Genomic DNA, 26,780 nt, shown 5'->3' with positions numbered 1-26,780 from the left:
CGTAAATTATCATCAGCGCGCTCAATTTGCCTTGGCTTTCTCATCACCCGGCAGCACATAATCCGTGCCTTCCCAGGGAGACTGGAAATCGAAGTTGCGGAATTCCTGTCTCAACTCAACTGGCTCATAAACGACACGCTTGACCTCATCGTCATAGCGAACCTCAACAAAACCGGTAAGCGGAAAGTCCTTGCGCAGCGGATGACCTTCGAAACCGTAATCGGTCAGGATCCGGCGAAGGTCCGGATGACCTGAAAACAATACGCCATACAGATCGTAGGTCTCGCGCTCGTACCAGTCGGCGCCGGGGTAAACTGGCGTCGCGGATGGAACGGGTGTGTCCTCGTCAGTCGCGACCTTGACGCAGATGCGTAAATTCTGACGCGGCGAGAGGAGATGGTAGACCACATCAAAACGTTGAACGCGGGACGGATAATCCACTCCACTGATGTCGATCAGTGAAATGAACTGGCACTGCACGTCGTCTCGCAGGAATGTCAGCGTATCGATAAGATCGGTCGCTTCAACCTCGACCGTCAGTTCACCATAGGCAATCTCGACCGACTTGAATGTCAGGCCAGGCTTCTCGTTGAGATAACTGGAAAGTTCGCTCAATGCTTCTTCAAACATCGCCCTTGTCCTATCGCTCGATCGTGCCGGTGCGGCGAATTTTCTTCTGCAACATCAACACGCCATACAAAAGCGCTTCCGCGGTCGGCGGGCAGCCCGGCACATAAATATCGACAGGCACGACGCGATCGCAGCCACGGACCACTGAATAGGAATAATGGTAGTAGCCACCCCCATTGGCGCAGGAGCCCATGGAGATCACATAGCGCGGCTCCGGCATCTGGTCGTAAACCTTGCGCAGTGCCGGCGCCATCTTGTTGGTCAGTGTGCCCGCCACAATCATGACATCCGATTGGCGCGGTGAGGCGCGCGGCGCAAAGCCAAAGCGTTCGCCATCATAACGCGGCATGGATGTGTGCATCATCTCCACAGCGCAGCATGCGAGACCGAACGTCATCCACATCAATGATCCGGTACGCGCCCAGGTAACCAGTGCATCAGCCGAGGTAACGAGAAATCCCTTGTCAGCGAGCTCATTGTTGATCTCGCCGAAGAAGGCATCGTCCGAACCGATGGGCTTGCCGGTGCTGGGGTCTAGAATGCCCTTGGGCTTTGGTGCAACGAGGGTGGTGTTACCGTCGATCAATCCCATTCCAGCGCTCCCTTTTTCCATTCATAGATGAAGCCGATCGTCAGAACGCCCAGGAAAGCCATCATCGACCAAAATCCGAACCAGCCTATCTTTCCGAAAGAGATTGCCCACGGGAACAGGAAAGCCACTTCGAGGTCGAAGATGATGAACAGGATCGAAACGAGATAGAAGCGAACATCGAACTTCATGCGAGCGTCGTCAAAGGCATTGAAGCCGCACTCATAGGCCGACAATTTCTCCGCGTCCGGCGCACTGTATGCGACCAGAAAAGGCGCAACCAACAGTGCCAGACCGATTACCAGCGCTACCCCTACGAAGATAACGATGGGCAGGTAGGAACTTAATAGCTCGTTCATGATCCGTCTTTTTCCGCCCTGTGAACTTAGGCTGACAAGAATGCCATGTTATGCACATGACTGCCACCAATACGCGACAGATCGCACCATCTTGGAAGTTGGCACGATGGGGCGAGCGTTAGCGCGTTAGCGCCATGCGCGCAAGTGCAACAATCGCCGCAAAAACACTCATAATCCTTCACCATTCCCAATTCCCATTGCGCAAAACCCGCTAAAATCTGCATTTTTTCCCTGTTTTGGCGATAAAACGGCCCCGAATTCCTTTTTAGAACGATATTAATGTGCGTCACGCTTCTGATGGGCTGCGGATAGCCATTTCTGGCTGCGACATTCGGTCCTATAAACGATTTAGACGGGAGAAGATCCGCGTCCGCACTGCGGCGACGTGAATGGAGTGATTGCCCGGTTATGCACCGTCCGACTCGCGAAAGGCAGCGACGTTCAAAACCCCCGCAAGTGGTTCGAGGCTAAGGCGCTGACCCCTCTTCAGCGCGCAGGAGCAACGCAGCGTGTCGCCTGGGGTTTCTCTATGCACCCGCCTCATCGGCGAATTGTTCGAGAATCCGGACAGCTTCTTCCGCCCGATCGGCAGGGACAAAGAGATGATCATGGTAGAACGCGGACACGGGATTAACGCCCATCCCGGCAGCCGCAAGACGATTGGTTATGACAGCCATGAAGCCGACGGCATCAAGCGAAGAGTGGATGTCTAACGTTATCATCCGGCAGCGAAACAGCCCATCCATCCCAGCAAGCTTCGCAGCATTCTCCTCCAGGATGAGTGTTCGCCCCTCTGCCTCCCGGAAAGTCATAACCGGTTCAAGACCACTGGGGAGTGCAACGGCGTGTGGCAGCGATGCAAAGACATAGATGCCATTTTGCAGCCGTGGTCGCATGGAGGCCAGAAGCTTTGTCAGGTTGGTCTCGCCGGACATCTGGGCTTCCTTACACAATATCTCACCGTGCAGCGTTGCCAACTCCGGCAGACACACTGCAGACATTCGGTTGCTTCGACGTTGGCAAGCCGACAGCGACACGCCGTGAAGGAGCGCCCGTTGGCGGGCGCTCCGTAATCAAAAATTATTTCTGAATGCAGGTATCAACAGTGTCCTTGGTGCATTCGTCAAGGCCGGTGAAAACCGGATCCTCAACGGTCTTGCCCTCGATGAGGTCGATCATGACTGAGGGAGCCTTATAACCCATCTCGAATGGCCGCTGCCCGACCAAAGCAGTCACCAGGCCCTCCTTGGCGATCGCAACCTCATCGCCGATGGTGTCAGCGGCTCCGATCACGAACTCGTTGCTGGCGATCTTTTCGGCCATCGGTTTGAACAGATCGCGGTAAGGCTGGGGCGCACCAAACAGCGGCCAACCACCCATGATCCCGAAGGCGTCCAGTTTCGGATTGGCTGCAAGAATGTCAGTCATTGCCTGAACACCCTTTGCACCGTCGTCATTAGTGAAGACGGGGCAGCCCGCAACTTCGGTCCAGCCGCCCTCACCCTTCAGCTCGGCCAACCCCTTTTGACCGGTCAATGCATCGCGCATGCCCTGCGCGCGGCGCAAGATATTGTCGGCACCAGGATTGCCTTCGATCGTGCAGATCGTGCCCCCCTTAGGCTTGCCCTTCTTGATATACTCACCGATCTTGAAGCCCATCAGATAGTTGTCGGTGCCGAGGTAAGTCTTGCGGAGCGCTGAGTCTTCAGCCGCGAGATCGGCATCCAACGTCATCACCGGAACCGTCGGATTAGCCGTCTTGATGGTCTGAGCGATCAGCTTCGCGTTCGATGGTGAGATGGCGATCGCTGCAGTGTCGGCCTTACCGAGCACATCCTGCACGATCTGCGCCTCTCCAGCCTCATCAGAGGTCGATGCGGGGCCCGTGTAGAAGCACTCGTATTCCGAGCTGGCGTTTTCGGTGTTCCACTTCTCACAACCCTGGTGAATTGCCTCGAAGAACGGATTGTCGAGACCCTTCACGACGATGACAAGCTGTTTTTTGGCCAGAGCAGGTCCGGCGCCTAACGCCAGAGCAGCGGCGGCGACGAGTAGTAATGATTTCCTCATTTGTTCCTCCCTTGAAACAGACGGACACGGCGTGCCCGTCACACAGGATCAACCAGGATACTAAACAGCACGAGGTCGTTCTGCACCCCTCGCATTATCGCGGGCCGGGTCGATCAGCATTTCCAGTTCATAGTCCGGTTTGCCAGCCCAAAAGGGCACGGCCATGCCATTGTCCATCCAGTTCAAGACGGAACCGGTGGCCGAGCGCGCGGATGCGAGGCTTGAAAATCAATACGATCGGGCATTTCCCGACCTTGCCTACCGCGCGGGTGACAAGGATCCTCCTCCTCCCGGACCTAGCTAATATCGGCGAAGTTCGCCCGTCAACGGGTATTTATCATATAAAACGATTTATAGTGGCAAAGGACTTGAATTCACCTGAAACTTGATTGATGCTCGGCTCAAACGCGCCCCCCGCGTTCCGGGAGGAGATCGGAAAGCGGGATCGCGATAACATCCGCATTTGACGCGTGGACGTCGGCGGATGACAGCGAGCATGCAAGTGGAGGCACGTAGACTGTGGCGGTTCTCGAACTCAGCAATATTTCGAAACATTTCGGCGCCATCCAAGCTGTAAGTGATGTTTCACTTTCGATCGAAGCGGGCGAAGTGGTGGGCCTCATGGGCGATAACGGCGCCGGAAAATCGACGCTCGTAAAAATGATCGCCGGGAACTTTCGCCCCAGCCATGGCACAATGCGCATGGATGGCGCCGAACTCAACCTTCACAAGCCTGTGGAGGCGCGCCAACATGGCATCGAGATCGTCTATCAGGACCTGGCGCTGTGTAACAATCTCACCGCAGCAGCCAATGTTTTCCTCGGTCGGGAACTCAGGCGGGGCTTTGGGCCCTTCCGGATTCTAGACTATGCCACCATGTACAGGCGGGCCGGCCAGATTTTCGCTGAACTAAAGTCCGAGACCCGGCCGCGCGACCTTGTCAAACAGATGTCGGGCGGCCAGAGGCAAGCGGTGGCGATCGCCCGCACCAGGCTGTCCGAGGCAAAGATTGTGTTGATGGATGAGCCAACAGCGGCGATTTCCGTACGCCAGATCGCCGAGGTACTGAATTTGATCCGGCACCTTCGCGACCAAGGCATCGCCGTCGTCCTCATCAGCCACCGCATGCCCGACGTCTTTGACGTTGCTGACCGTGTCATCGTGATGCGGCGAGGCAGGAAAGTCGCCGATAAAAGAATTGCAGCAAGCTCGCCCGAAGAAGTTACGGGGCTCATCACCGGAGCCATCGAGCAGGTGGTATAATCGGTGGTGTTCGTGGGAATCTGAAAGAATCGAAGGTCGACAATGGCAATCACACTTGATCAGACGATCAGTCACAAGCAGCAGAGCTGGCTTTCGGAAAAACTGAGTAGCCAGACGTTCTGGGTTCTGGTCGCTGTCATCCTTGCATGCATTTTCCTCTCGTTTGCTACCGACTCCTTCGCGACAACGAAGAACCTCTATAACATAACCCGCAATGTTACATTCGTTGCAATCATAGCACTCGGCATGACCCTCGTAATCATAACGGGAGGCATCGATCTCTCGGTCGGCTCTGTACTTTGTCTTTGCAGCATGATTCTCGGGGTTGTCATGCATGCCGGTTACAGCATCGAAGTCGGCATCGCTGCCTCGATCGGCACAGCCCTCCTCATCGGTGCCTTTCACGGCGTCTTGATCGCCTATGTTGGGATGCCACCATTTGTGGTGACACTGGGCATGTTGTCGATCGCGCGAAGTCTGGCGATGGTCGCTTCCGGCAACACGGTGGTGTTCGAGTTCGGACCCGATCACAACAAGCTTCTATCACTCGGCGGCGGTGCCTGGCTTTTCGGCATCGCGAACCCTGTGCTCTACATGATTGTGCTGGCGCTACTCACCGGATTTGTCCTGCGCTGGACCAAATTCGGCCGCCATGTCTACGCGATTGGCGGCAACGAGCATGCTGCAACGCTTACCGGCGTTCCTGTTCGCCCAATCAAGGTCGCCGTTTACATGATCTCTTCTCTTTCAGCGGGCATTGCCGGCATTATTCAAACCGGATGGCTTGGCGCGATTACAACCAATATCGGCGCAGGCCTGGAACTCCAGGTCATCGCCGCGGCCGTTATTGGCGGGGCCGCACTGGCGGGTGGCGTGGGTACAGCTTTCGGTGCACTCGTCGGCGCGGCACTGATCGAAGTGATCCGCAACAGTCTCGGTTTGCTCGGCATCAATGCCTTCTGGCAAGGCTGCTTTATTGGCGGAGCTATCCTGCTTGCAGTGCTGTTCGATCGGCTGCGTAAGTTCCGCCAAAGCGATTGAGGCTCCGCGTTCCTTCCGCGCACGCATTGCCCGTATCGGAGGGAAGTCAGAAATTTTGGGTTCAAGGAGAATTGCAATGAAGAAGCGGATCGTTTTCACCGGCGGCGCAGGCAAAGCCGGCCGCCACGTCGTCGCCTATCTTGTCGAGCGAGGATACGACGTCCTGAACGTTGATCTCGTTCCGCTCAACTGTGCTGGTGTCAACACGCTCATTGCCGACATCGCTGACAGCGGTGAGATGTTCAATGCCCTGTCGAGTCATTTCGGATTCGACGGCTTCGAAACCGGGAACGGTCCAGCGCCGATCGACGCAGTCGTGCATTTTGCGGCAGTGCCACGCGTTCTCATCAAACCCGATAACGAGACGTTCCGGGTTAATACAATGGGGACCTATAATGTCATTGAGGCTGCAGTTAAGCTCGGAATCAAAAAGATCATCATTGCGTCGAGCGAGACAACCTACGGTGTCTGCTTTGCTGAAGGCGACAAGGATTTTCATCATTTTCCGTTGGAGGAAGACTACGATATCGATCCGATGGACAGCTACGGCCTGTCCAAGCTGGTGAACGAAAAGACCGCCCGCGCCTTTGCCATGCGGACAGGTGCAGATATCTATGCGCTGCGTATCGGCAATGTGATCGAACCCCATGAATATGACCGCTTTTCCGGTTTTCTAGCCGACCCCATGTCGCGCAAACGCAATGCCTGGAGCTATATCGACGCTCGCGATCTCGGCCAGATCGTGGATTTGGCGATCCGCAAGGACGGTTTGGGTTTTCAGGTCTTTAACGCGGTCAACGACACAATCACGGCAACGATGCCCACACAGGAGTTTCTCGCAAAATATTGCCCAGGTGTACCGATCCGGCGAGAGCTTGATGAATACGAAGCGCCCCTATCCAACCGCAAGGCGCGCGAGGTCCTCGGATTTCGAGAGGAGCACGATTGGCGAAAATACGTGTCGCTGAATTGAACTTGGAGATCTAATCGGGTAAGCAACCTCCAGTTTCGGTGGAATCCAAATGTGGCATCCTCCCCGCGCAAAACACATTGGATAATGAACCAACCGTGCTGGAATGAGTTTGACTGCTGTGTTTGATGGCGAGAAAATTGCGTGATTCGGAAACCATCATCCAGCTGCGAGGTTCGGTTTTCCCTCCTCGGGTTGCCCACATAGAGCCTCATTTTTTCAAAAGGGATGTACTGATGAACAGCCACTTTGCACTCATATTGACGATGATTACAGCGATCGCGTGGACAGGAACGCTCGTATATTTGGTCAGACGGTGGAGTCAGGTTCGCAAGTGAGATAGTCACCTCAATCAGGTTCCACCAGATCTCTGCGGCGGCAATGCCCCGGGCAGAGCGAATGATCGCTCCAGATCAGCGCGCGTCCAGATAAATTCTCTCGATTGCGCGGAACTTGTTCTCAATAAAAATCGTTTAGGTACGCTGAATATATCCATTCAGCCGAGGGATAGCCAATCAGTTTTGGGCAAGTAGATGATTGGTGCCTCGATAAGGCCCAGGTCGAAACTTTGCACTTGGTATTCGGCCGCCGGCCAAGCGGCCATGGCACTCACAGCCACTTGAGGTTCCTGGCCGCTCTCAGAGCTTGGTCCGTTCTCAATGGCGGGCCAAGCCTCTTCTCACCAAATTAGCCGCTTCTGACGCAATGCGACTGCGCTTACCTCGAGGTCGGAACAATTCACCCCGGAAGGTTAGCCCATGATGATGTGCATTCAATCGGACATCGATTTGCTAAGTTCATGAGATCAATAAGAGGGTTATTGGTATGAATGACGATGCCATAATTATCGCGATTGCGTTTGTTACGATTCTCGGAGCCTACATTTTCTACGGGATATCAACCGAGCAGCTTGCGGCCGTCCAGGTCGCGTTGAGCTCGCCGCCCCTATAGATGGGCCCCGCCAATGTGCTGCCCACTGTGAATGCGAAAAACCTGACCACCAATCATCCAGGTGTCTTTCATGATTGAACAACCGGGATAAATTGCCCGTCATCGATCGTGCGCAGCGCCTTTCCCGACAGTGCTGCATCTCGCTCGCTTGGTGCATCTCATAACATGAGCGTTCTGCGCCATGGACTCCACAAAGAGTCTGAGCTTCGGCCACAAATGGTGGCTTTACGGCCATAGCATCATGGATGTGGGTGGCAAGGCCACCAGCGCGCCATTGTTGACACGGTTGGATCACTCAGACCGTTCGAGGACCTCTAGAAGTATTATATTCGCGGAATTGGTTGATATCGCTTACTCTATCTGGCGAGAGAGAGTTCTCACGAGTCAGATTCGAACCGCAGCGATACGCCAGATGAGGCCCGGCAAAGTCAAGATGGAATCGGTATGATAGTTTTGCTGCCATTGCGGGGTATTTGAGCAGATGACAAATCGTTATTTTGATCCGATGGAACGCGGTTGGAACGTTGATCTTGGAGTGACGACAAAATTGTTCATGGGAGACGCAAAATCTGAAAATATCGACGCGGTGCCAACCTTACTTCCAGCGGGCATGAGCAAGGCAACGTCAGCAAAGCCCAGTAAAACAGGAGTGAACTATCTTGTCACAGGATCCGAAAGCGAGTCTGCGTAACGCTGCGCTGCATTTCCATCAACATCCAAAACCGGGCAAACTTGAGATCAATCCGAGCAAGCCATTAGCCAATGCGCGCGACCTTGCCCTGGCCTATTCGCCAGGGGTCGCCGCACCATGCGAAGAAATCGCGGCGGATCCGGAAAAGGCTTACGCTTATACGTCCAAGGGCAATCTGGTGGCGGTTATCTCCAACGGCACAGCCGTGCTGGGTCTGGGCAATATCGGGGCGTTGGCCAGCAAGCCAGTTATGGAAGGCAAGGCCGTCCTTTTCAAAAAATTCGCAGGAATCGACAGCATCGATATCGAAGTTAACGAAAGCGACCCCAAGAAATTCGTCGAGATCGTGGCACCGCTTGAACCAAGTTTCGGCGGCATCAATCTCGAGGACATCAAAGCCCCAGATTGCTTCGACATAGAAGAGAACCTGCGGGCGCGGATGAACATTCCTGTGTTCCACGACGACCAGCACGGCACTGCAATTATCGTCGCCGCGGCTGTCTTAAACGCCATGAAGCTTGTTGGAAAAAACATCGCCCAAGTGAAGATCTGCACGTCTGGAGCGGGCGCTGCAGCAATAGCCTGTATGAACATGCTGGTAACAGTGGGAGCGCAGCGCGAGAACATCTATCTGGCAGACCGACAGGGTATCGTTACCAAGAAGCGGGCAAACTCTGTGGACCGCTGGCGCGGAGCATTTGCCCAGGACACGGATGCAACCGAATTGGCAGAAGTCATGGCAGGAGCGGACATCTATGTCGGCCTATCTTCAGCGGGCGCGCTGAAACCAGAAATGATCCGCGAGATGGCGCGCGATCCATTGATCCTGGCACTCTCCAACCCAATTCCGGAAATTATGCCGGAATTGGCCATCGCTGAGCGACCCGATGCAATGATCTGTACGGGGAGGTCCGATTATCCCAATCAAGTCAACAATGTTTTGTGTTTTCCATTTATCTTCCGCGGCGCGCTGGATGCGGGCGCAACCACAATCAACGACGACATGAAGCGGGCTGCGGCCTACGCTATTGCACAATTGGCGCACGAACCGGTCCTGGAGTCCCTTGGAAGTGAGGCGGCGGCCACTTTCGGTAGCGGCTATCTGATTCCGTCACCGTTTGATCAGCGTTTGATTTTGCGCATTGCCCCCGCAGTGGCGCAAGCGGCGATGGACAGCGGGGTGTCGCGCCGCCCTGTCCAGGACATGCGCGCCTATCAAGACAGCCTGAAGCGTTTCGTATTCCGGTCAGGATTGGTGATGAAGCCAATGATCGAACGCGCCCAGGGGCAAGGTAAACGCATTGCGTTTGCCGACGGCGAGGACGAGCGCGTGTTGCGCGCCACCCAAGTCATCTTGGAAGAAGCCATCGGCCGGCCTGTCCTTATCGGCCGCCCTTCCGTCATCGAACAACGGATAGAACGCTTCGGACTTACAATCAAAGCCGAGCGCGATTTTGAGATCATCAATCCGGAAGATGATCCGCGCTATCGCGAATACGTCAGCCTCTTTCACGATCTGGTCGGACGCAAGGGTGTAACACTCGATACGGCTCGCACGATTGTCCGCACCAATACCACGGTGATCGGTGCCCTGGCTGTTCATCGCGGAGAGGCCGATGCATTGATTTGCGGGTTGCAGGGAAGCTTCATCAAACACGCTCGTGACATCCGTTCTATCATCGGGTTGGCCGATGATTCAGCCCAGCTTTCGGCACTGTCCATGTTGATCATGTCCAAGGGGGTTTTCTTCCTTGCTGACACCTATATGAACATCGATCCAAGCGCTGCGGAGATCGTCCAGATCGCCTTACAGGCTCGTGATCATCTCAAGCGCTTCAATATCGATGCCAAGGCGGCATTGCTGAGCTATTCAAATTTCGGCTCGCGTGACGGCGCGTCCTCGGAAAAGATGCGTGCAGTCTATTCGCTTCTGAAACAAGCCGCACCTGATTTGCTGGTTGAAGGAGAAATGCAGGGAGACCTTGCGATTAACAGCGCGCTGCGCGAACGATACTTGGCCAGCACAGCCTTTCAGGGCGAGGCAAACCTGTTGATTTTCCCGTCGCTAGAAGCGTCGAACGTGTCCATGACGTTGCTCGCGGAGTTGAACAATGCGCTCGTGGTTGGCCCCATTTTGATGGGGACGAAACGGCCAGCGCATATTCTGGCGCCTACAGTAACAGCCCGGGGCATTGTGAATATGTCGGCCATCGCAGCTGCTGAAGCCCTGGGGGTCTGAAAGTTTTGTTAACCAGAGCCAGTTTGATCTAATTGAAGTCGTTCTGCGGGCTGGATTTCGTGGACAAGGCCGCGGGCGTTAGCGAGGCGGATGTTTCTCCACGACGTCGAAGCTGGAAGGATCTGCCGGGAATTCGCCCGGCAGCAAACTTGCTCTAGACAAAAGGTCTCGCAAGCTCGAAGCGTCTGGGCAACAAACGTTCCAGATATTCCCGGCAGGACGATGATACTTGATTGCCTTCCGGCAGGAGAAAGTCCGCTGGTAAATGGCGTGTCTTGCCGGCGACACTTCCAAGCGCAACCAGGCGCGGGACTGTGACCCCGTTTTCATGCTGTAGCGCCACCGATCCGCCGCCCCTCGACGCAGCATCCACCGCAAAGACCCCGGCTTCGAATGCTTCACGCACATCGGTCGCATTCGTGGTGCTGATGTTGCCACGGGGCAGATAGCCGAATGTATCAACCCGTGCCCGTATGCCTGGCAAGCCGTCGTTGATCAGGCGCTCGATCGACATCCCCAGATCGCCGCCGGAAAGCCGGACATTGCCATGCGCATCACGCTCGAGCCGATCAGGTGGGACAAGGCCTTCGACGACCGAACGGCCATCCTCTGCAGTGACACCTTCGGACATAGCTACTATGCAGCGCCCGTGCCGGTCCATGGCCTCGCGTATATCCTCGACGAACCGCGTGGGTGAAAAGGCTCGCTCCGGGACATAAACAAGGTGGGGGCCGCTGTCCCCGTCCAACTGCCAAGCGGCAGCGGCTGCTGTCAGGAAGCCCGCATGCCTGCCCATGACAATACCCACATAGATTCCAGGCAGAGCACGAAAATCCAGATCGACACTAACAAAGGCTCCGGCAACGAATTCAGCGGCCGATATAAACCCTGGCGTATGGTCGTTTTCGACGAGGTCATTGTCGATCGTCTTGGGAGCGTGGACAAAGGCAATGTCACCTCCGCTTGCCTCGGCAAGGATCTGCTGCGTCCCGGCGGTGTCATTTCCACCGATATAGATAAACGCTGTAGCTCCGGCTTGGCGCAGGCCTTTCAGGATTGTTTCGCAATAGGCAGCATCTGGCTTGTCGCGAGTGCTTCCCAACGCGGCACTTGGCGTTGCCGCGATAGCTCGAAGCTCCTTCTCGTCCAAAGCTGAAAGGTCGACCAGATCGCCGTCGCGAATGCCGCGTACACCGTATCTTGCTCCGAGCACGCGCGAGCGCGGGTAGCGTTTGCGCGCCTCGAGGGCAGCGCCAACCAAGGTTTGGTTTATGACTGCCGTTGGCCCGCCGCCTTGTGCAATTACAAATGTTTCGGTCATTTGGCTGGCCTCCCCGGTGTGAGCTCGTTGCGCAATGTCAAACGGTAGCTTCGTTTGAATAATACCGCCAGTAGAGTCTTAAATCACTACACTGCGAAAACTTGCTTCGATTCCCATCGATGCTCACGAACCGATTAGTGAACACGCCGTCGGGTCGGCTTGTTTCGCCACCTCCCCAAATTAACAGTTACGTACTTGTCCATTCGCTCCAGTACGAATTCACTGACCGAAAAGCGTAGAATGACGGTACGCACGGGAATTGTTGTTCAGTTCAATGCCCTGCCTGGCGAACGGGGGAGGACAGATTCATGACAACCATGACACGAAGACGCTTCGTAGGCGGTATTGCCCTGCTCCCGGCCCTGCATATTACGCCGGCCCGCGCACAAGCCAGCGCCAGTCCCGAGGAAGCCCGTGCGATTGCCAAGGATGCCTATATCTACGGGTTCCCGATGGTCGACAGCTACCGTATCCAGTACGGCTATTTCGTTGACACCAAGAATCCCGAATACAAGGGACCATGGAACCAGATCGTCAACATCCCCCGTGTGTACACACCGGCCGACACCGCCATTCAAACGCCCAATTCAGACACACCTTACTCATTTGTTGGCATGGATCTGCGCGCCGAACCTTTGGTGCTCACAGTACCTCCGATCGAGAAGGATCGCTATTTCAGTATCCAGCTTATCGATGCCTACACGTTCAACTTTGACTACGTCGGCAGCCGCACAACCGGCAATGATGGCGGCAGCTTCCTCGTCGCCGGGCCTGGCTGGAAAGGTGAGACACCCAAGGGCGTGAAGAAAGTTATCCGCTCGGAGACAGAGCTTGTCCTGGCTGGTTATCGCACCCAGCTTTTCAATCCCGATGATCTCGACAACGTCAAGAAGATCCAGTCCGACTACAAGGCACAGCCATTGTCGGCGTTTCTCGGCCAGCCCGCGCCTCCTGCTGCTCCCACGGTTGATTTCATCAAACCGCTGACACCGGCCGAAGAGGTAACCTCGCCCGAATTCTTCAACATTCTGAATTTTATCCTGCAGTTCTGCCCTACTGACCCGTCCGAGACCGAACTGATGGCGCGTTTCGCTAAAATTGGAGTAGGCGCCGGAAAGACCTTCGATGCCGGCTCACTCTCGACGGAAATGAAAAACGCGGTGAAGCAGGGGATGGCCGACGCTTGGGCAGACCTGGAAAATCTACGGAAGCAAGTCGATGCGGGGAAAGTGACCTCCGGTGAACTCTTCGGGACGCGCGAATACTTGAAGAACAACTACCTCTACCGCATGGCGGCGGCCAAACTCGGCATCTACGGCAATTCGAAGCAGGAAGCGATGTATCCGGTCTATGCTCTCGATGCCGACGGTGAGAAGCCAGACGGCACCAACAGATATACCGTGCACTTCGCACCGGGCCAACTTCCACCGGTCAATGCCTTCTGGTCGCTGACGATGTATGATCTGCCCGCAAGCCTGCTCGTGGCCAATCCGATCAACCGCTACTTGCTCAATTCGCCGATGCTGCCACAATTCATAAAGGACTCCGATGGCGGCCTGACGTTCTATATTCAGAACGAATCGCCCGGCCCGGGCAAAGAACCGAACTGGCTGCCTGCCCCCAAAGGCCGATTTTTCATTGCGATGCGCCTCTATTGGCCGAAACCTGAAGCTCTCGATGGCACGTGGAAGCAACCGCCGATGAACAAGGTGGTATAGCAAAAAAACACGGCGATCTGAATGAAATCTGTCCGAATCCGATCCGGAAGAGCGGCGTGAGCGACGGGCATGAATCTGCGCCTCGCAAACTCTGACATTGTCATCCGGTTGCTTCTGTGGAGCGGCTTATTATCTTTCACCGTTGAGTTCCTTATTTGTTCACGCGCTACAATGCGTTACTCTACGCGCGCGACTCAGCCAGGACAATGAAACCTGATCGGTTCGCGCGAAGGGGAATCATGAACGCTGCTTACTTGGAAAAACTAAACGTTAAGCAGCGACTGGCTGTCGAGTATGGAACTGACCTTCTTCCATCAACAATTGGCGGCCCGCTCCTTGTCATCGCAGGTGCAGGATCCGGCAAAACCAACACGCTCGCGCATCGTGTTGCCCATCTGATCGTCAAAGGGGCCGATCCGCGCCGTATTCTGCTGATGACGTTCTCGCGCCGCGCAGCAGGCGAAATGGCACGGCGAGTTGAGCGGATTTGCGCTCAGGTTCTAGGAGCGGATGCTGCGATCATGACCGACGCGCTAGCGTGGGCAGGTACGTTCCACGGGATCGGCGCACGTTTGCTCCGCGACTACGCCGAGCAGATCGGGCTCAATCCGGAATTCACCATCCACGACCGGGAAGACAGTGCTGACCTGATGAATCTTGTTCGCCACGAGCTCGGTTTTTCAAAGATGGAAAGCCGCTTTCCTACCAAAGGAACCTGCCTTTCCATCTATTCGCGGGCAGTCAATTCGGAATTTCCACTTGATGAACTGCTGCGGACGTCCTTTCCGTGGGTTAGCGCCTGGGAGAAGCAACTGAGAGAGTTGTTTGGCTCCTACGTCGAGGCCAAGCAAAGCCAGAATGTCCTCGATTATGACGACCTGCTTCTTTACTGGGCCCAGACAGTGAACGATCCACTTCTGGCCGGTGACATTGGTGGAAGATGGGATCATGTGCTGGTCGACGAGTATCAGGATACTAACAGGCTGCAGTCCTCGATATTGCTGGCATTGAAGCCGGGCGGAAGGGGTTTAACCGTCGTTGGGGATGACGCTCAATCGATCTATTCCTTCCGCGCGGCGACGGTGCGCAATATCCTTGACTTTCCAGTTGCATTCAGCCCGCCCGCAGACATCATTACCCTTGATCGCAATTATCGGTCGACACAGCCCATACTCGCGGCCGCAAATGGCGTCATTGACTTGGCGCGCGAGCGTTTCACCAAGAATCTTTGGACCGAACGGGAGTCGTCCGAGCGGCCCCGTCTGGTAACAGTCAAAGATGAAACCGATCAGGCCCGATACATTGTCGAGAAAGTGCTGGAAAATCGCGAGTCAGGAACGCTCCTAAAGCAGCAGGCCGTACTGTTCAGAACCTCGCACCACAGCGGCTCCTTGGAAGTGGAACTCACACGTCGCAACATTCCTTTCGTGAAGTTCGGCGGCCTCAAGTTCCTCGACAGTGCTCATGTGAAGGACATCCTCGCCGTATTGCGATTTGCGCAAAACCCGCGTGACCGAGTGGCAGGGTTCCGTCTGATGCAACTCATTCCTGGCGTTGGCCCGTCTTCAGCGCAGCGTGTCCTTGATGCTATGGCCGAACAGCCCGATCCGCTGGAGGCACTTGCCGACATCTCTTCGCCTCCCCGCGCTGGAAACGATTGGACCGCATTGGTTGACGTCCTCAAGGCGTTGAACGGCCGTAACGCCATCTGGCCGGCCCAAATCGAACTGGTTCGAATCTGGTACGAACCGCATCTCGACCGCATTCATGAGGATGCCGAGGTTCGGAAAGCTGACCTGCTTCAACTCGAACAGATCGCGGCCGGCTATCCGTCGCGCGAGCGGTTTCTGACAGAATTGACCCTCGACCCGCCTGATGCAACCAGCGATCAGTCCGGTGTACCGCTGCTTGACGAGGATTACCTGATCCTGTCGACGATCCATTCCGCGAAGGGTCAGGAATGGAAATCGGTGTTTGTCCTCAATGCGGTGGATGGGTGCATTCCCTCCGATCTCGGTGCCGGTACGAGCGTGGAAATCGAGGAAGAGCGCCGGTTGTTGTACGTTGCGATGACACGCGCCAGAGATAGCCTGCACCTTGTCCTCCCGCAGCGGTTTTTTACTCATGGGCAAAGTGTCCAAGGGGATCGCCACGTCTACGCATCGCGAACGCGATTCATCCCTGCTACGTTGTTGCAATATTTTGAAAGTAGACCTTGGCCAGTTCTAAACGGAGATCGCTCTGAACGCCTGGATGGGCGAGACGCGCGCATCGACGTTGGAGCAAAAATGCGGGCGATGTGGCGCTAAGTGCTGCAGTATCAGGTTCGACCATCGGCTTTGAATGGTATTGCTGTCGCAGGCGCCCCTTCACATACCTCATTATACAGAATGGTTACCTGGGTCTCCGCGCTTACTCGAACGTTACCTTTTGAGGATCGAACGCACCGTAGCCTTGGATTGCCGCGACGCCGGGATTTGGATCTTCATAAGCCCACATTGCATCCTCCGATGCTTCGCCCTGCCCTCTGACACGCCAATAGGATGCAGTGCCCTTCCAGGGACATTGGGTCCTGGTATCAGTCTTCTCAAAGTGGACGAGATAGATGTCATCAAACGGGATATAGAGCACTGGGCTATGGTTTGGCTCAAGCAACTCCAAAGCATGGTCGGTGGACGCAATGACGACGTCGTGAAAACGAACCGTCACAGGATGCACATATGGTCTGATGGTAATGCCGCTGTCCATCTTGCTTTCCTCTTGCCATGAATGATCGTTGGTCACTTCCGCGTAAGCCGCAAGGAAGCAAATTGTTCCATCCGTCAATTGCGTAAGAACGGAATGACCGGATCGGCATGTTTCCTTGGCCGTTAGAGTTGTGGCGAGCCAAGTGAGGCAGGTAGTTCCAAAGACAAGTAATCCAGACGCGAGACAAAGAACTAGTCCTTGCGAGCAACTTTCATGCCATGACAGCGTTCTATAATATTGGCGTTTTAGGAAGGAGGATTTGCCATGGGAGGAACTTCACAGCACTATGTCCGGCGAATGCCAACTGCACCGGACCACATCGTCGATGCGATCCATAAACATGTCCCGAAGACCAAGCACGGACCGGAGACCTTGTCCGAAGTGTTGAAACGATCGAAAGGCGCATATTCGATCGGCAGGAACAAACCTACTAAAGGAAAAGGGATAAAGGTGTAGGCGAGGATCGGGATGCACGTTGATGCAGATGTTTCGGCCTTGGCCGTGATACTGGCAGATAGACCTTGCTCTTACGCAAAATGTGGCGCTCAATACGCTGATCCACTGTCGCAGTTGCCGGACCTTTCTCAGGATTAGGGCCGAACGCGCATTGGAATTTTTCGCCCCCGGGGGAGAGCGGCATTTTCTAGATTTGGCGGCCAGATCATTGGAAGGGCCTGATAGAAAGATGTCTGAGACCTCGTCTCAACCACCCTGAAGCACCGGCCGTCCGGCGTACCCGTATGGCGCAGGGTCCGTTAGCGAGTGTTGTACTTGTGACGGGAGCTTCGGGTTTCATCGGTGCGGAACTGGTCACGTACCTGAAGGCCAGCGGATATCAAGTGATTGTCGCCACCCGACGTCCGGAAAGATTTGCCCGCAAGGGTATGAAATCGGTTCGTCTTCCTTCGCCGGATGAGGCCCTGGACGCCTTTCGGCCAATTATCGAACAGGTCAACCATGTTGTGCACCTGGCAGCCATCCACAATCCGCAGTTTGCCGTTTCCGCTGACACCTATCATTCCGTAAATTGTGTATTGGCAGCCAAACTGGCGAGGGCATCCTATAAAACATTGTCGGGCAAATTTGTTTTCGTCTCGACGATCCGTGCGCAGTGCGGGAATACTCACGAGGGTATTGCGCTGGAAAGCGATGCGCCGCAACCGACCGATGACTATGGACGCGCCAAGCTCGCAGCCGAACATGAAGTTGCTGGAGCACTGTCCCGCGGGAATTACACCATTTTGCGGCCGGTTCTTGTCTATGGCGCCGGTATGAAGAATAACATGACCACGCTCCTGAAACTCGCAGCCTTGCCGCTTCCGTTGCCGCTGAACTCACTGGCAGGCAAACGATCGCTGCTTGATCGCGGCGCCCTTTGCCGGGCGATTATTCATTGCCTGGACGACGCCGAGACCGATGGCGGTACATTCATCGTCTCGGATAAGACTCCACTATCCGTGCCAGAGATAGTCGCCGCAGCGCGGCGCGGTCTGGGCCGCAATCCCAATTTGTTTTCCTGCCCGCGCTGGATATTGAATGTTGCGGCACAAATGGCGGGTCAGAGGGACCGCCTGAAAAGATTGAATAGCGATCTTGTTGCAAGTTCGGAGAAATTGCAGATAGCGGGCTGGGAAGCCGTGGACAACCCCGCACGACGAATTGAAGAACTGTGCGGAGCGAACCGTGATGTGACTGAGCCGAAGCCTTGGCTCTATTCGCGGCATTTTTGTTCGTTAATTGCACTATCCCTAGCACGAGCGGCCGCTTCGGAATTAGTCCAATTTCCCCACGTCGTTGAGATATTTTGAACGACTTGATGTTGCAGCCGTTACATTGGATCGAACTGCGTTTTCGAGCGTTGCAGCATAATTCAACCGGAGGAATAGCCATGCATGCCGCCAATCTGCAACTTGAAGGTCTCTGTCTCGCGATCGCTTCCATTAACCGTTTGCTGGTTGCAAAGGGCGTCGTAACACAAGAGGAGTTGGACAACGCGTTCGAGAAAGCAGAAAGCACTGCACGTGGCGACAATCGGTTTGCGGGGAACATGTCGTCTGCAAATCGAGATGCTGTGTGCTTTCCCATAAGGGTTCTTCAAATCGCCAACGATACCGGTGCGGAGACACCATGGTCATTTTCAGAACTTGCTAAACTCGTCGCAGGGACGAAAGAGCCCTACGACAAACGACGCTAGAACGCTAGAAATCCCCGATGCACCTTCGTAACAGCTACCCCCCGGCGAGGAACTCTAGGGCGTCGTAAGCCCGTAATATCGCCGACGCGGTTCGCGGCGCGAGCGCTCAATGGGCAAATCCGCCATTCCGTATGGAACGAAAACCGCTGAACACAGTTTTGCTCGCTAGCCAGCAAATTGAGGAGTGGTCAAATGTCAGACGACAAATCGAAAATGGACAATCGGGATCGCTCGAAAGTCTCGTCCAGCGAGGACTATGAGGTTCAATACCTCATGACCAAATACGACATAAGCAGAAATCGAGCTGTTCAGCTAATCGAAAAACATGGAGGCAGCCGCAGGAAAATAGAGAGCGAATTGGAGGCCGTTAACATCTAGTATTTGGTGGATTGATTGCTTGGCGAGACGCGCCCTTGGGTGATAGCAATTCGCGAAGGTACCGGCCAATCACCAGATTAGGCCGCTATCATGAGCATCGTCGTGACCGGACGCGCGGCCAAAGAGGGTTATGGCCCGGCGTCCGTCTTGTCAGATGTGCGGCCCTTCTGTCCCTTGGCCCGAACTCTGTCGAGCTTGCCAAATTCGGTCATGATGCTTACCAGGACGCTCCCTGTCCAACCGAATGTGAACAAGCCTGACATTGCTATGATTGGTCCAATCAGACGCCATCGATCAGGGAGGCTAATGTTGCCTTGTCCGAGCGTCGTATAGCTCTGGAGGACATAATAGTAGCTGTCACGCAGGGAGGGGATGAATCCCCTGACGTAAATAGGGATAGCCCAAATGAGGGTTTCGGCGAAATGTAATACCGTCAGAGAAGCAATCGTCAGGGTGAGCAACAGGTTCAGCCGCCAATGCGGGGTCGTACTGTTCACACGGATCCATGACTTGCTGAAACGCTGATTGATTGCACGGATCCCTGCGCCGTGTACGAAAATAACAACAATCAATATAACGGTGCCAACAGCAATTTCCAGAACAGGTTCAGGCGCTGAAAGATCGTTCATTGTGTTATCCAAATCTATCGCAAAAAGGAGCGCGACGGTATTTCAAGCACTCATCATCACGGGACCGCAGCTTGACGAAGCACCCCGACAAGCGCTTCGCCATCTGTGAAATAGGGATCACCGCCTCCATTCCGGCCTGTTCTGGTAGCTCCAATGCCCCTAATCTCATAAGTTGACGAAAGTTGCCCGGCTTTCAGAAGATCACTGATCACAAGATCTCGCTCGGCGTCAATATTCGGGCCAATATGATGGGTAATTTCGCCCGTATCGTGACTCAAGCCAACGCCGCGATCAAAGCTGGCGGAACCCAGCCAAAGCGGCCGGCCATCAGCACCGGTTTTTTTGGTGAGCCAGAAACGGACGTGATTGCGCCGGTCGGCGCTTTTACCAACCGGTTTTTCGAAAGCAAGATCCTGTTTTCTACCATCGAACAGGAGGGCGCTTACGGGCGCATCCAGATCCGGCCGGTCGAGCACGACACTCAACCCAATGTCGATCGACGTTCGCAGCGTAATTTTATCGGCAGGATCCCAACTTGCGGCCGCGAACCCCCGGATCACCTCTTCCTTCGAACCGACAAGGCCAACATTGATTGGATCGCCGGGAATATCCTGCTCGGTGGTCGTGACCATTTTTCCAAAGTCAGCACGTCCAGCGTCACGCAAAATCCAAATCTCGGGAACCACGAAATAGGCAATCAAAAAATACGTGATCAACAGTGCAATTAGCCCGCTCACCGCCATGCGGAATTTCGTGCGACGGCGCATTGGAGTCCACTCCCCTTCCCATCGGAAATCGCAGGTCGTTATAGTCCTTCCACCGCGAAATTTCCCATTTGCATATACATGCTCCGGCAGCCCCATACCGTCGGCGTCGCATCCAATCCAGCGCCGCCATTTCAGTTTCACCCGCGGTGCTTATTCGTCCAGCATAACACGGCGTCGAACGCGGCCATATCGAGCACTTGTACCGGAACCGTATTTTGCATTCAGAAAAGCTGCCGCTGTAACTGTTACGTACTTCACACTGACAGCCATTATGAAGAGCCTCTCGATGTCGCCGGAAACACGCAGAAGAGACGAAGGAGATACGATGGTCACTTTCCTCCACAAGGTATGCCTCGGCTGTGCCGTTGCGCTAATCCCCTTCAGTGCAAACCCGCAGTCTACTCAGATCGGCACATTATCGTGCGATGTGTCCAAGGGCATAGGCATGTTCGTGGTCGAGAAGCAGAAGCTAACCTGTACCTTCAAACAGGACAAGGGAGGCAAAGCCGACAACTACACCGGGTCAATCGACCAATATGGGGTGGCGCTCGGCGAGGTTGCATCGGGACACCTCATCTGGGGCGTCATAGCTGCAACCAGCGGTCTGCCGGCGGGTGCGCTCGCCGGAAAATATAGCGGAATTGGTGCAAACGCCTCCGTCGGACCCGGGGCAGGCGCAAACATTCTGGTGGGCGGTACAGGGCGGGCGTTTTCACTGCAGCCCATTTCGGTGGAGGGCCAAGAGGGTATAAACATTGCTGGCGGGATCACGACTGTAACTTTGAGTGCTAAGCCCTGACGGCGAGGCAACATTACGGCAACTGGTCTGATCAGGTATCTTGTGCCGCTCGCAGGACCTAGACCTGTGCGGGCCCAGCAATCCAGCGAGACACTGTCGAAGGAACTCTCAAATCCAAACGCATCCCTCATAAGCTGCTATTCCAAGGCAACTAAGATTGCGGCCACGGGCCAGGTGATGGCAGTAAACCATCAACATTCAACCGGTCATTTGACCTTGAATGACGACTGGAACTTCATACTCGGACAATCGCGCCTGGCCAGGAAAGAGCACTGTCAGTGAAAATCGCAACGTACAACATCAACAACATCAACAAACGTCTATCGAATTTACTTCGCTGGCTCGAAGCAAGAGAACCCGATGTTGTCTGTCTGCAGGAACTCAAATGTACCGACGTCATGTTTCCATCCAAGCAACTCAGTGCCATTGGCTACGAGGCGGTGTGGAAGGGACAGAAATCATGGAACGGGGTCGCGATCCTTGCCAAGGAACGAGAGCCCGTCTTGACACGTGACAGCCTGCCGGGAGATCCCGATGATATCCAAAGCCGCTACATTGAAGCGGCAATCAATGGAATCCTCATCGCATCGATTTATCTGCCCAATGGAAATCCTCAGCCTGGCCCGAAATTTAACTACAAACTTGCCTGGTTCGAACGCTTGCGCAGCCATGCATCTGACCTTTGGAAGATGGATGTTCCCGCCGTGCTCGCTGGTGACCTAAATGTCGTTCCGACCGACTTCGACATCTATAACACCCGCTCGTGGCTGAACAATGCTCTATTGCAACCGGAGAGCCGGTCAGCGTTCGGAAAGCTTTTGCAGCAGGGATGGATTGACGCGGTGCGCGAATTGCATCCTGACGAGCCAATGTATTCTTTCTGGCACTACATGCGGAATTCGTGGGAACGAGATGCCGGACTACGCCTGGATATCCTTCTCTTGAGTAAAGCAGCATCGAAACGATTGCGGTCTGCAGGTGTGGACCGGGATGTGCGCGGACACTCGAACGCAAGCGACCACGCGCCGACTTGGGCGGAATTAGATTAACCGAAAGCGAGAATTGGGCAGGCGGCCGGGCTCCCCCGCGACCTCCGTCGGCGTGAGGGGCCGATGGATCGTCGTTTCATTGAAGAAAGCACACTTTGTATGGCTGGCCGGTCCTCGGCAATGCCTGGCCCTACTGAAGGCGCAAGGCTGCCATGAAACCTTGCCCCGGGTTCGTCTTGATCCAGTTTGCCTCTGCCTTTCCTGATGGCTGCTCCGGCCCGAAGTAAAGGTAGAGCCATCGGCATTCGCCTCCACCTTGCTCATGGAATTGATCGGCGGCAAATGCAGACGATAAGTTTTGTCACCGACCAGATAATCTCCATCGGCATCCGGCTTTCGCCGGGCCTGCCCACCTTTCCCGCATGCGAGACCGGTTTCAGTTTGCCGAACCAGTCTCACGTCTCCTCGCGTCTTTCAGATCGTCTATCATTTCTTCCATGATCGTCGCAGGCACAAAGCTTGGCGGGAATGACCGCGGCGGAAACTCCTTGAACGTCGCTACAAACCCGAAAACCTCGTCCATCGCGCCGTAGACCTGTCCTACATGATTGATTTGCCAGTCCCAGAAAGTGTTGGACGTGATGTCAGCCCGCTCGAACGGATCCTGAAACAGATTGTAGGTCTTCTGCAGGCGCAACTTGGTGAAAGGCTCCGCCCACACCCCCATCGTCCCGGCGAGGCGCTGCTCCGCATACACGTACTTGTAATCCCCCTTGCGCATGGCCACCAACAAGCCGTCATCATCGGCATAGAAGAACTTGTCGCGGGCGCTTTTTATCGCGTTGTTTTCGCCCACCGTGCCACTAACTGTGCGCAAAAATTCGGACTGGTCGTACCCGTCAAGGTGCACCTTGTAGTCGGTGCCGTTGGCAGAATACCCGGATTTCAGCTTGTTTACGATGTCCGGCTCCCCGGCAATGGCAGCGAGCGTGGGAATCCAGTCGTTATGGCTCATGAGTTCGTTGGTTATTGTTCCCGGTGCAATCACACCTGGCCAGCGCACGAGGCATGGGACGCGGAATGCGCCTTCCCAGTTCGTATTCTTTTCGGAACGGAACCAGGTCATGGCCCCGTCCGGCCAGGTATTCATGTGGGGTCCGTTATCGCTGGTGTAGACGACGATGGTGTTGTCGGCGATCCCCATCTCCTCCAGCGCCTTGAGAAGTCCGCCGATAGTGTCGTCATGCTCAAGCATGCCGTCGACGTATTCGCTGTCACCATGAGTGTAGCGGCCGCGATGTTCGGGTCTGACGTGCGTGCGCAGGTGCATGCGTGTCGAATTGAACCAGCAGAAGAAGGGTTTACTGGCTGCCTGTTGCCGCTTCATGAAGTCGATAGCAGCGGCCGATGTCTCGTCATCGATCGTCTCCATACGCTTCTTGGTGAGCGGACCAGTATCCTCGATGGTCTGTTTGCCGATCTTTCCGAAGCGCGGATCGACCGTGGCGTCGTCCGTCTCCGTTGCCTTGCACTTGAGGACGCCGCGTGGACCAAACTTTGCGAGGTAGGCCGGATCTTTCGGGTAGTCCGGCAGTTCCGGCTCTTCTTCAGCGTTGAGATGGTAAAGGTTGCCGAAGAATTCATCGAAGCCATTGACCGTCGGCAGCGTGTCATTGCGGTCACCGACGTGGTTCTTGCCAAATTGCCCCGTGGCGTAACCAAGATTCTTCAGCAAGCCGCCAATGGAAGGGTCCTTCTGGCTCATCCCCATGGGCGCGCCGGGAAAGCCAACTTTGGTCAGCCCGGTGCGAATGCCGTGTTGGCCGGTGAGAAACGCGGCTCGTCCCGCGGTACAGGACTGCTCGCCATAATAGTGAAGGAACATGATGCCTTCGCGGCCGATGCGGTCGATGTTCGGCGTGGAATAGCCCATGAGCCCGTGGGAGTAAGCACTGATGTTGGAAATGCCGATATCATCGCCGAATATGACGAGGATGTTCGGTTGGCCACCCGGGGCAGCGGGTTGCTGCTGTGCCTTCGCGGTCTTCACCGAGGCAACTGACGCAATAACTGATGCCGCCGCCAGGGCTGTGCCGCCGAGCAGCAGTCCGCGGCGGTTCACGGTGTGCGAACTGTCAGTGGCGGTGGATCTCTCGTTGCTGTCGCTCATGCCGCACTCCTGTCAAAACGGGAACATGGAAGCAGGTAATTTCAACCCGTGCGCGAAGCCAAGTACGTTACGGTAACAGAACGGCCGTTACGCAAGGCCAGGAGCTGGTTTTTCAATAGAGGGTGAGCACGACCTCTTGCTGCGGCGCTCGGAAACACCTGACAAGTCTCAACAAGCACGCTCTATTACGGTTCACGGCTTTTGGAGATCGGCGTCCTGCAGGCCACGTTGATTGCGCCTACGACGCAGCCAAATGCATATTGGAGCGATGCCCAGACGGGCGGACGGTCCTGAGCTCACAAACTGCAAGGAAATTCTTGTAATGTGCTAGCCGCTGTCCGTGACAACAGTTCGGACAAAGAAAATACAAGTGCCGGAATTTGCTCGGAAAATGGGAACGGATTGACTCTGACTGTCCGCTGGACGACAATCCTTGGGTCGCCGGCATCTTTGGCCACTGGCGCTTGAGAGATGGAACGTGCTCCCGCCGTAGTTATTTGGGGAGAACATCATGCTTCATCTCATCACTCAGCACACTTATACCTCCGAACAATGGGACCTCATGCATCGCGCCCATGTCAAGGCATCTGGAATGCTTGGTCGGTGTTCCCTCACCCATGAACATGCAAATCGTCTCGCGCGCACCGTGATGAAGCTTTTCGACCAGGGACTACGCGATGATCTGATCATCGCTGCCAAAGCCGCGGAGCAGGAAATGACGGTGACTCGCATCGCAAGCGAGCGTGACAGCAGCGCATCCTGACCAATGGCTGAAAAACAGAAACAGCGGCAAAATGACTGGCCCTATCGCTGGTACAGTCCAGTGTTTTTAGTTGCCATTGCGATAGCGTGGGCGCTGGGCTGGATGCTTCACTGATGGGCGGATCATCCGAAAGGCTTGCGCTCGAGCGGAACGGATACGATTTCGGCGCGTTGTGAGGGATCGACAAATCATTGAATTAAGATTGCGCATCCATGGCGACGCTTCAGGCCGATGTATTTTCGAGCGGTGTTGTTTATCCATTAGCGGCCATGGTTCTGATCGTAATGGTGTGGCTATTTTTCATAGTGCGGCGTCGGATGCGATAAACCTCGACAGTGGCGGTCACCGCCGCCGATGCTTAGTTCTTGGGTCTGACCTCGTAATAAACTGATGTCTTCTGCTCGGGGCCCTTGGCGACGGCGTAGACATCGTAGCTGGCGTTCGGATCGCTCCCCATGCCGAGCGATCCCTCAGGCATGCCTGGCACCGCCAATCCGGCAAGGTCGGGCCGCTCATAAAGCAGTTTTGCCACCGCCTCCAGCGGCACATGCCCGTCCAGAAAATAGCTGCCGACGACCGCCGTATGGCAGCCCTCGACTGCAGCCGGCACGCCAAACCGCTTCTTGACGGCTGGCAAATCCTCGGTATCCACCCGTTCGACCTTGAAGCCGGCGTTTTCCATAGCCTTGGACCAGAGGGTACAACATCCGCAGTTTGGATTCTTGTAAACAGTCATTGACCAATGCTGCTCCGCGCCTGCCTTTTCCGCGGTCAGCGCAACCGCAATCGCCAGCATGCCCGTAGATATGAATTCACGTCTTTTCATCAGATTGTCCTTCCATCACCCCTTCTTGTCAGGCTGCATCGGCAAATCTTTGCGCCACTGCTCGTTGGGTCTCCGAAATCAGGAGTACTTTGCATCATCTTGTTGCAGCTTTCCATCCTCTGGCTCATCTGATGCATCATCACGCGTGCCGTCCGCGTCTCTCTTGGCGGGGGCATACGATAACGCAAAAAGCCTAGGATGGATTTGACAAGGATGTGATTGGCCACTCTGTCCGGCGGCGGACAGAGCCACAACTTCAGGTTTTTTCCGGTATTGTTTACGTCGCTGATTTCCAGGTCAGCGGGCCTTTATTGCTCCGATATTCAAGGCCGAAGATTGACGGTGGGATGTGATCTCACCGTCTTTTTTGAGCTAAGCGATTTTACTGTTCGTTGCCCAAGGCCACAAGAATGACAATAGCTCCAGCCCGGGCCTTTGGTCATCACTCGAATTGCCGACATCGCGATTTATTGTTACCCGGCAGAAATCGTTGCACATTTCAGATGTGCACATTTCCCCGGTAAGTGGCATGGGGCTCGGATAAGTACTGGCCTGCTGCCGGTTTTTCGGACACGAGGTTAAGCTAATCCCACCTTGGTTTCAAAATCGTTCGGGCTGAGATAGCCCAGTGTTGAGTGGCGACGCCTTGGGTTGTAGAAGCGCTCGATGTAATCG

At 55.1% G+C, this 26,780-nt stretch carries 24 protein-coding genes and 2 pseudogenes; 13 read left to right on the top strand and 13 right to left on the bottom strand.

The features are described 5' to 3' along the window. Window positions 1-21: 21 nt before the first annotated feature. The 5 genes from CU103_RS15915 to CU103_RS15895 form a co-directional block, all read right to left on the bottom strand. Window positions 22-630 carry an NADH-quinone oxidoreductase subunit C gene (locus tag CU103_RS15915; protein WP_106665033.1) on the bottom strand — a complete coding sequence of 203 codons (609 nt, stop codon included), beginning with the start codon at window positions 628-630 and terminating at the stop codon, window positions 22-24. A gap of 10 nt (window positions 631-640) precedes the next feature. After that, the gene (locus CU103_RS15910; RefSeq protein WP_106665032.1) at window positions 641-1,222 is read right to left on the bottom strand and encodes a NuoB/complex I 20 kDa subunit family protein; all 582 of its coding nucleotides are present in this window, start codon (window positions 1,220-1,222) and stop codon (window positions 641-643) included. Beyond that, window positions 1,213-1,578 carry an NADH-quinone oxidoreductase subunit A gene (locus tag CU103_RS15905; protein WP_106665031.1) on the bottom strand — a complete coding sequence of 122 codons (366 nt, stop codon included), beginning with the start codon at window positions 1,576-1,578 and terminating at the stop codon, window positions 1,213-1,215. Before CU103_RS15905 ends, CU103_RS15910 begins: the two co-directional genes overlap by 10 nt. 527 nt (window positions 1,579-2,105) lie before the next feature. Beyond that, window positions 2,106-2,513, bottom strand: coding sequence for an ACT domain-containing protein (locus tag CU103_RS15900; RefSeq protein ID WP_106665030.1), 408 nt, complete (start codon window positions 2,511-2,513; stop codon window positions 2,106-2,108). Between the two features lie 145 nt (window positions 2,514-2,658). After that, the gene (locus CU103_RS15895) at window positions 2,659-3,648 is read right to left on the bottom strand and encodes a substrate-binding domain-containing protein (RefSeq protein WP_106665029.1); all 990 of its coding nucleotides are present in this window, start codon (window positions 3,646-3,648) and stop codon (window positions 2,659-2,661) included. Window positions 3,649-3,811: 163 nt separating this feature from the next. On the opposite strand from CU103_RS15895, the gene CU103_RS31440 reads away from it, so the two are divergent. The 5 genes from CU103_RS31440 to CU103_RS15870 all read left to right on the top strand — a co-directional run bounded on the left by CU103_RS31440 (window position 3,812) and on the right by CU103_RS15870 (window position 10,803). Further along, window positions 3,812-3,952, top strand: coding sequence for a hypothetical protein (locus tag CU103_RS31440; RefSeq protein ID WP_170117045.1), 141 nt, complete (start codon window positions 3,812-3,814; stop codon window positions 3,950-3,952). A 215-nt stretch (window positions 3,953-4,167) separates the two neighbouring features. Then, the gene (locus CU103_RS15890; protein ID WP_106665028.1) at window positions 4,168-4,911 is read left to right on the top strand and encodes an ATP-binding cassette domain-containing protein; all 744 of its coding nucleotides are present in this window, start codon (window positions 4,168-4,170) and stop codon (window positions 4,909-4,911) included. A gap of 42 nt (window positions 4,912-4,953) precedes the next feature. Further along, complete coding sequence (locus tag CU103_RS15885; RefSeq protein ID WP_106665027.1) at window positions 4,954-5,952, top strand: ABC transporter permease; 999 nt, start codon at window positions 4,954-4,956, stop codon at window positions 5,950-5,952. A 76-nt stretch (window positions 5,953-6,028) separates the two neighbouring features. After that, window positions 6,029-6,925 carry an NAD-dependent epimerase/dehydratase family protein gene (locus tag CU103_RS15880; protein WP_106665026.1) on the top strand — a complete coding sequence of 299 codons (897 nt, stop codon included), beginning with the start codon at window positions 6,029-6,031 and terminating at the stop codon, window positions 6,923-6,925. Window positions 6,926-8,532: 1,607 nt separating this feature from the next. Continuing rightward, window positions 8,533-10,803 (top strand): NADP-dependent malic enzyme, encoded by a 2,271-nt coding sequence (locus CU103_RS15870; RefSeq protein WP_170117044.1) that lies wholly within the window; start codon window positions 8,533-8,535, stop codon window positions 10,801-10,803. A gap of 154 nt (window positions 10,804-10,957) precedes the next feature. On the opposite strand, the gene CU103_RS15865 is transcribed toward CU103_RS15870, so the two are convergent. Further along, window positions 10,958-12,124 carry a diphosphate--fructose-6-phosphate 1-phosphotransferase gene (locus tag CU103_RS15865; RefSeq protein ID WP_106665023.1) on the bottom strand — a complete coding sequence of 389 codons (1,167 nt, stop codon included), beginning with the start codon at window positions 12,122-12,124 and terminating at the stop codon, window positions 10,958-10,960. Between the two features lie 308 nt (window positions 12,125-12,432). Here CU103_RS15865 and CU103_RS15860 point away from each other — a divergent pair, with 308 nt between their 5' ends. Both CU103_RS15860 and CU103_RS15855 read left to right on the top strand, forming a co-directional pair. Next, the gene (locus CU103_RS15860) at window positions 12,433-13,842 is read left to right on the top strand and encodes a DUF1254 domain-containing protein (RefSeq protein ID WP_106665022.1); all 1,410 of its coding nucleotides are present in this window, start codon (window positions 12,433-12,435) and stop codon (window positions 13,840-13,842) included. Between the two features lie 239 nt (window positions 13,843-14,081). Then, the gene (locus CU103_RS15855; RefSeq protein ID WP_106665021.1) at window positions 14,082-16,151 is read left to right on the top strand and encodes an ATP-dependent helicase; all 2,070 of its coding nucleotides are present in this window, start codon (window positions 14,082-14,084) and stop codon (window positions 16,149-16,151) included. 103 nt (window positions 16,152-16,254) lie between these two features. Here CU103_RS15855 and CU103_RS15850 read toward each other — a convergent pair whose 3' ends face one another. After that, entirely contained in the window at window positions 16,255-16,590 is a 336-nt protein-coding gene (locus CU103_RS15850; RefSeq protein WP_106665243.1) for a DUF427 domain-containing protein, read from the bottom strand. 740 nt (window positions 16,591-17,330) lie between these two features. On the opposite strand from CU103_RS15850, the gene CU103_RS15845 reads away from it, so the two are divergent. The 3 genes from CU103_RS15845 (at window position 17,331) to CU103_RS32790 (ending at window position 19,162) form a co-directional block, all read left to right on the top strand. After that, a complete protein-coding gene (locus CU103_RS15845; RefSeq protein WP_106665020.1) occupies window positions 17,331-18,398 on the top strand; it encodes an NAD-dependent epimerase/dehydratase family protein in 1,068 nt (355 codons plus the stop codon). 80 nt (window positions 18,399-18,478) lie between these two features. Continuing rightward, on the top strand, window positions 18,479-18,784 hold the full coding sequence (locus CU103_RS15840; RefSeq protein ID WP_106665019.1) for a hypothetical protein: 306 nt from the start codon (window positions 18,479-18,481) through the stop codon (window positions 18,782-18,784). Window positions 18,785-18,976: 192 nt separating this feature from the next. Then, window positions 18,977-19,162: a DUF3606 domain-containing protein gene (locus CU103_RS32790; RefSeq protein WP_106665018.1), complete on the top strand. Its 186-nt coding sequence runs from the start codon at window positions 18,977-18,979 to the stop codon at window positions 19,160-19,162. A gap of 128 nt (window positions 19,163-19,290) precedes the next feature. Here the strand turns inward: CU103_RS32790 and CU103_RS15830 are convergent, their stop codons facing one another. Together CU103_RS15830 and CU103_RS15825 are read right to left on the bottom strand one after the other, a co-directional pair. Continuing rightward, window positions 19,291-19,791: an ion channel gene (locus CU103_RS15830; RefSeq protein ID WP_106665017.1), complete on the bottom strand. Its 501-nt coding sequence runs from the start codon at window positions 19,789-19,791 to the stop codon at window positions 19,291-19,293. A gap of 56 nt (window positions 19,792-19,847) precedes the next feature. Further along, window positions 19,848-20,558, bottom strand: coding sequence for an LssY C-terminal domain-containing protein (locus CU103_RS15825; RefSeq protein ID WP_106665016.1), 711 nt, complete (start codon window positions 20,556-20,558; stop codon window positions 19,848-19,850). A 325-nt stretch (window positions 20,559-20,883) separates the two neighbouring features. On the opposite strand from CU103_RS15825, the gene CU103_RS15820 reads away from it, so the two are divergent. After that, window positions 20,884-21,357: a DUF992 domain-containing protein gene (locus tag CU103_RS15820; RefSeq protein WP_106665015.1), complete on the top strand. Its 474-nt coding sequence runs from the start codon at window positions 20,884-20,886 to the stop codon at window positions 21,355-21,357. A 278-nt stretch (window positions 21,358-21,635) separates the two neighbouring features. Continuing rightward, a complete protein-coding gene (gene xth / locus CU103_RS15815) occupies window positions 21,636-22,406 on the top strand; it encodes an exodeoxyribonuclease III (RefSeq protein WP_106665014.1) in 771 nt (256 codons plus the stop codon). Between the two features lie 130 nt (window positions 22,407-22,536). Here xth and CU103_RS32785 read toward each other — a convergent pair. Both CU103_RS32785 and CU103_RS15810 read right to left on the bottom strand, forming a co-directional pair. After that, window positions 22,537-22,626: pseudogene (locus tag CU103_RS32785) on the bottom strand (hypothetical protein); the annotation flags it as partial. 156 nt (window positions 22,627-22,782) lie between these two features. After that, window positions 22,783-24,516 (bottom strand): arylsulfatase, encoded by a 1,734-nt coding sequence (locus tag CU103_RS15810; protein WP_106665013.1) that lies wholly within the window; start codon window positions 24,514-24,516, stop codon window positions 22,783-22,785. A 511-nt stretch (window positions 24,517-25,027) separates the two neighbouring features. Between CU103_RS15810 and CU103_RS15805 the strand changes: the two genes are divergently transcribed. Next, window positions 25,028-25,279: a hypothetical protein gene (locus tag CU103_RS15805; protein WP_106665012.1), complete on the top strand. Its 252-nt coding sequence runs from the start codon at window positions 25,028-25,030 to the stop codon at window positions 25,277-25,279. A gap of 358 nt (window positions 25,280-25,637) precedes the next feature. Here CU103_RS15805 and CU103_RS15800 read toward each other — a convergent pair whose 3' ends face one another. Next, window positions 25,638-26,105, bottom strand: a complete 468-nt coding sequence (locus CU103_RS15800; RefSeq protein ID WP_106665011.1) for a DUF411 domain-containing protein — start codon at window positions 26,103-26,105, stop codon at window positions 25,638-25,640. A gap of 578 nt (window positions 26,106-26,683) precedes the next feature. Beyond that, a pseudogene (locus tag CU103_RS32630) lies at window positions 26,684-26,780 on the bottom strand (IS3 family transposase); the annotation flags it as partial.

Source organism: Phyllobacterium sophorae (genome assembly GCF_003010965.1).
Classification (GTDB): Bacteria; Pseudomonadota; Alphaproteobacteria; order Rhizobiales; family Rhizobiaceae; genus Phyllobacterium; species Phyllobacterium sophorae.
The sequence above is the reverse complement of the archived record's forward strand: the minus strand, read 5'-3'. Positions and strand labels throughout refer to the sequence as shown.

What these genes read in the sequence shown, in the direction of transcription:
- CU103_RS15800 (WP_106665011.1), bottom strand. Translation starts at nt 26,105, where the DNA reads ATGAAAAGACGTGAATTCATATCTACGGGCATGCTGGCGATTGCGGTT.
- CU103_RS15860 (WP_106665022.1), top strand. Translation starts at nt 12,433, where the DNA reads ATGACAACCATGACACGAAGACGCTTCGTAGGCGGTATTGCCCTGCTC.
- CU103_RS15855 (WP_106665021.1), top strand. Translation starts at nt 14,082, where the DNA reads ATGAACGCTGCTTACTTGGAAAAACTAAACGTTAAGCAGCGACTGGCT.
- CU103_RS15820 (WP_106665015.1), top strand. Translation starts at nt 20,884, where the DNA reads ATGGTCACTTTCCTCCACAAGGTATGCCTCGGCTGTGCCGTTGCGCTA.
- CU103_RS15865 (WP_106665023.1), bottom strand. Translation starts at nt 12,124, where the DNA reads ATGACCGAAACATTTGTAATTGCACAAGGCGGCGGGCCAACGGCAGTC.
- CU103_RS31440 (WP_170117045.1), top strand. Translation starts at nt 3,812, where the DNA reads ATGCCATTGTCCATCCAGTTCAAGACGGAACCGGTGGCCGAGCGCGCG.
- CU103_RS15805 (WP_106665012.1), top strand. Translation starts at nt 25,028, where the DNA reads ATGCTTCATCTCATCACTCAGCACACTTATACCTCCGAACAATGGGAC.
- CU103_RS15810 (WP_106665013.1), bottom strand. Translation starts at nt 24,516, where the DNA reads ATGAGCGACAGCAACGAGAGATCCACCGCCACTGACAGTTCGCACACC.
- CU103_RS15905 (WP_106665031.1), bottom strand. Translation starts at nt 1,578, where the DNA reads ATGAACGAGCTATTAAGTTCCTACCTGCCCATCGTTATCTTCGTAGGG.
- CU103_RS15895 (WP_106665029.1), bottom strand. Translation starts at nt 3,648, where the DNA reads ATGAGGAAATCATTACTACTCGTCGCCGCCGCTGCTCTGGCGTTAGGC.
- CU103_RS32790 (WP_106665018.1), top strand. Translation starts at nt 18,977, where the DNA reads ATGTCAGACGACAAATCGAAAATGGACAATCGGGATCGCTCGAAAGTC.
- CU103_RS15900 (WP_106665030.1), bottom strand. Translation starts at nt 2,513, where the DNA reads ATGTCCGGCGAGACCAACCTGACAAAGCTTCTGGCCTCCATGCGACCA.
- CU103_RS15910 (WP_106665032.1), bottom strand. Translation starts at nt 1,222, where the DNA reads ATGGGATTGATCGACGGTAACACCACCCTCGTTGCACCAAAGCCCAAG.
- CU103_RS15840 (WP_106665019.1), top strand. Translation starts at nt 18,479, where the DNA reads ATGCATGCCGCCAATCTGCAACTTGAAGGTCTCTGTCTCGCGATCGCT.
- CU103_RS15915 (WP_106665033.1), bottom strand. Translation starts at nt 630, where the DNA reads ATGTTTGAAGAAGCATTGAGCGAACTTTCCAGTTATCTCAACGAGAAG.
- CU103_RS15830 (WP_106665017.1), bottom strand. Translation starts at nt 19,791, where the DNA reads ATGAACGATCTTTCAGCGCCTGAACCTGTTCTGGAAATTGCTGTTGGC.
- CU103_RS15845 (WP_106665020.1), top strand. Translation starts at nt 17,331, where the DNA reads ATGGCGCAGGGTCCGTTAGCGAGTGTTGTACTTGTGACGGGAGCTTCG.
- CU103_RS15850 (WP_106665243.1), bottom strand. Translation starts at nt 16,590, where the DNA reads ATGGACAGCGGCATTACCATCAGACCATATGTGCATCCTGTGACGGTT.
- CU103_RS15880 (WP_106665026.1), top strand. Translation starts at nt 6,029, where the DNA reads ATGAAGAAGCGGATCGTTTTCACCGGCGGCGCAGGCAAAGCCGGCCGC.
- CU103_RS15885 (WP_106665027.1), top strand. Translation starts at nt 4,954, where the DNA reads ATGGCAATCACACTTGATCAGACGATCAGTCACAAGCAGCAGAGCTGG.
- CU103_RS15825 (WP_106665016.1), bottom strand. Translation starts at nt 20,558, where the DNA reads ATGCGCCGTCGCACGAAATTCCGCATGGCGGTGAGCGGGCTAATTGCA.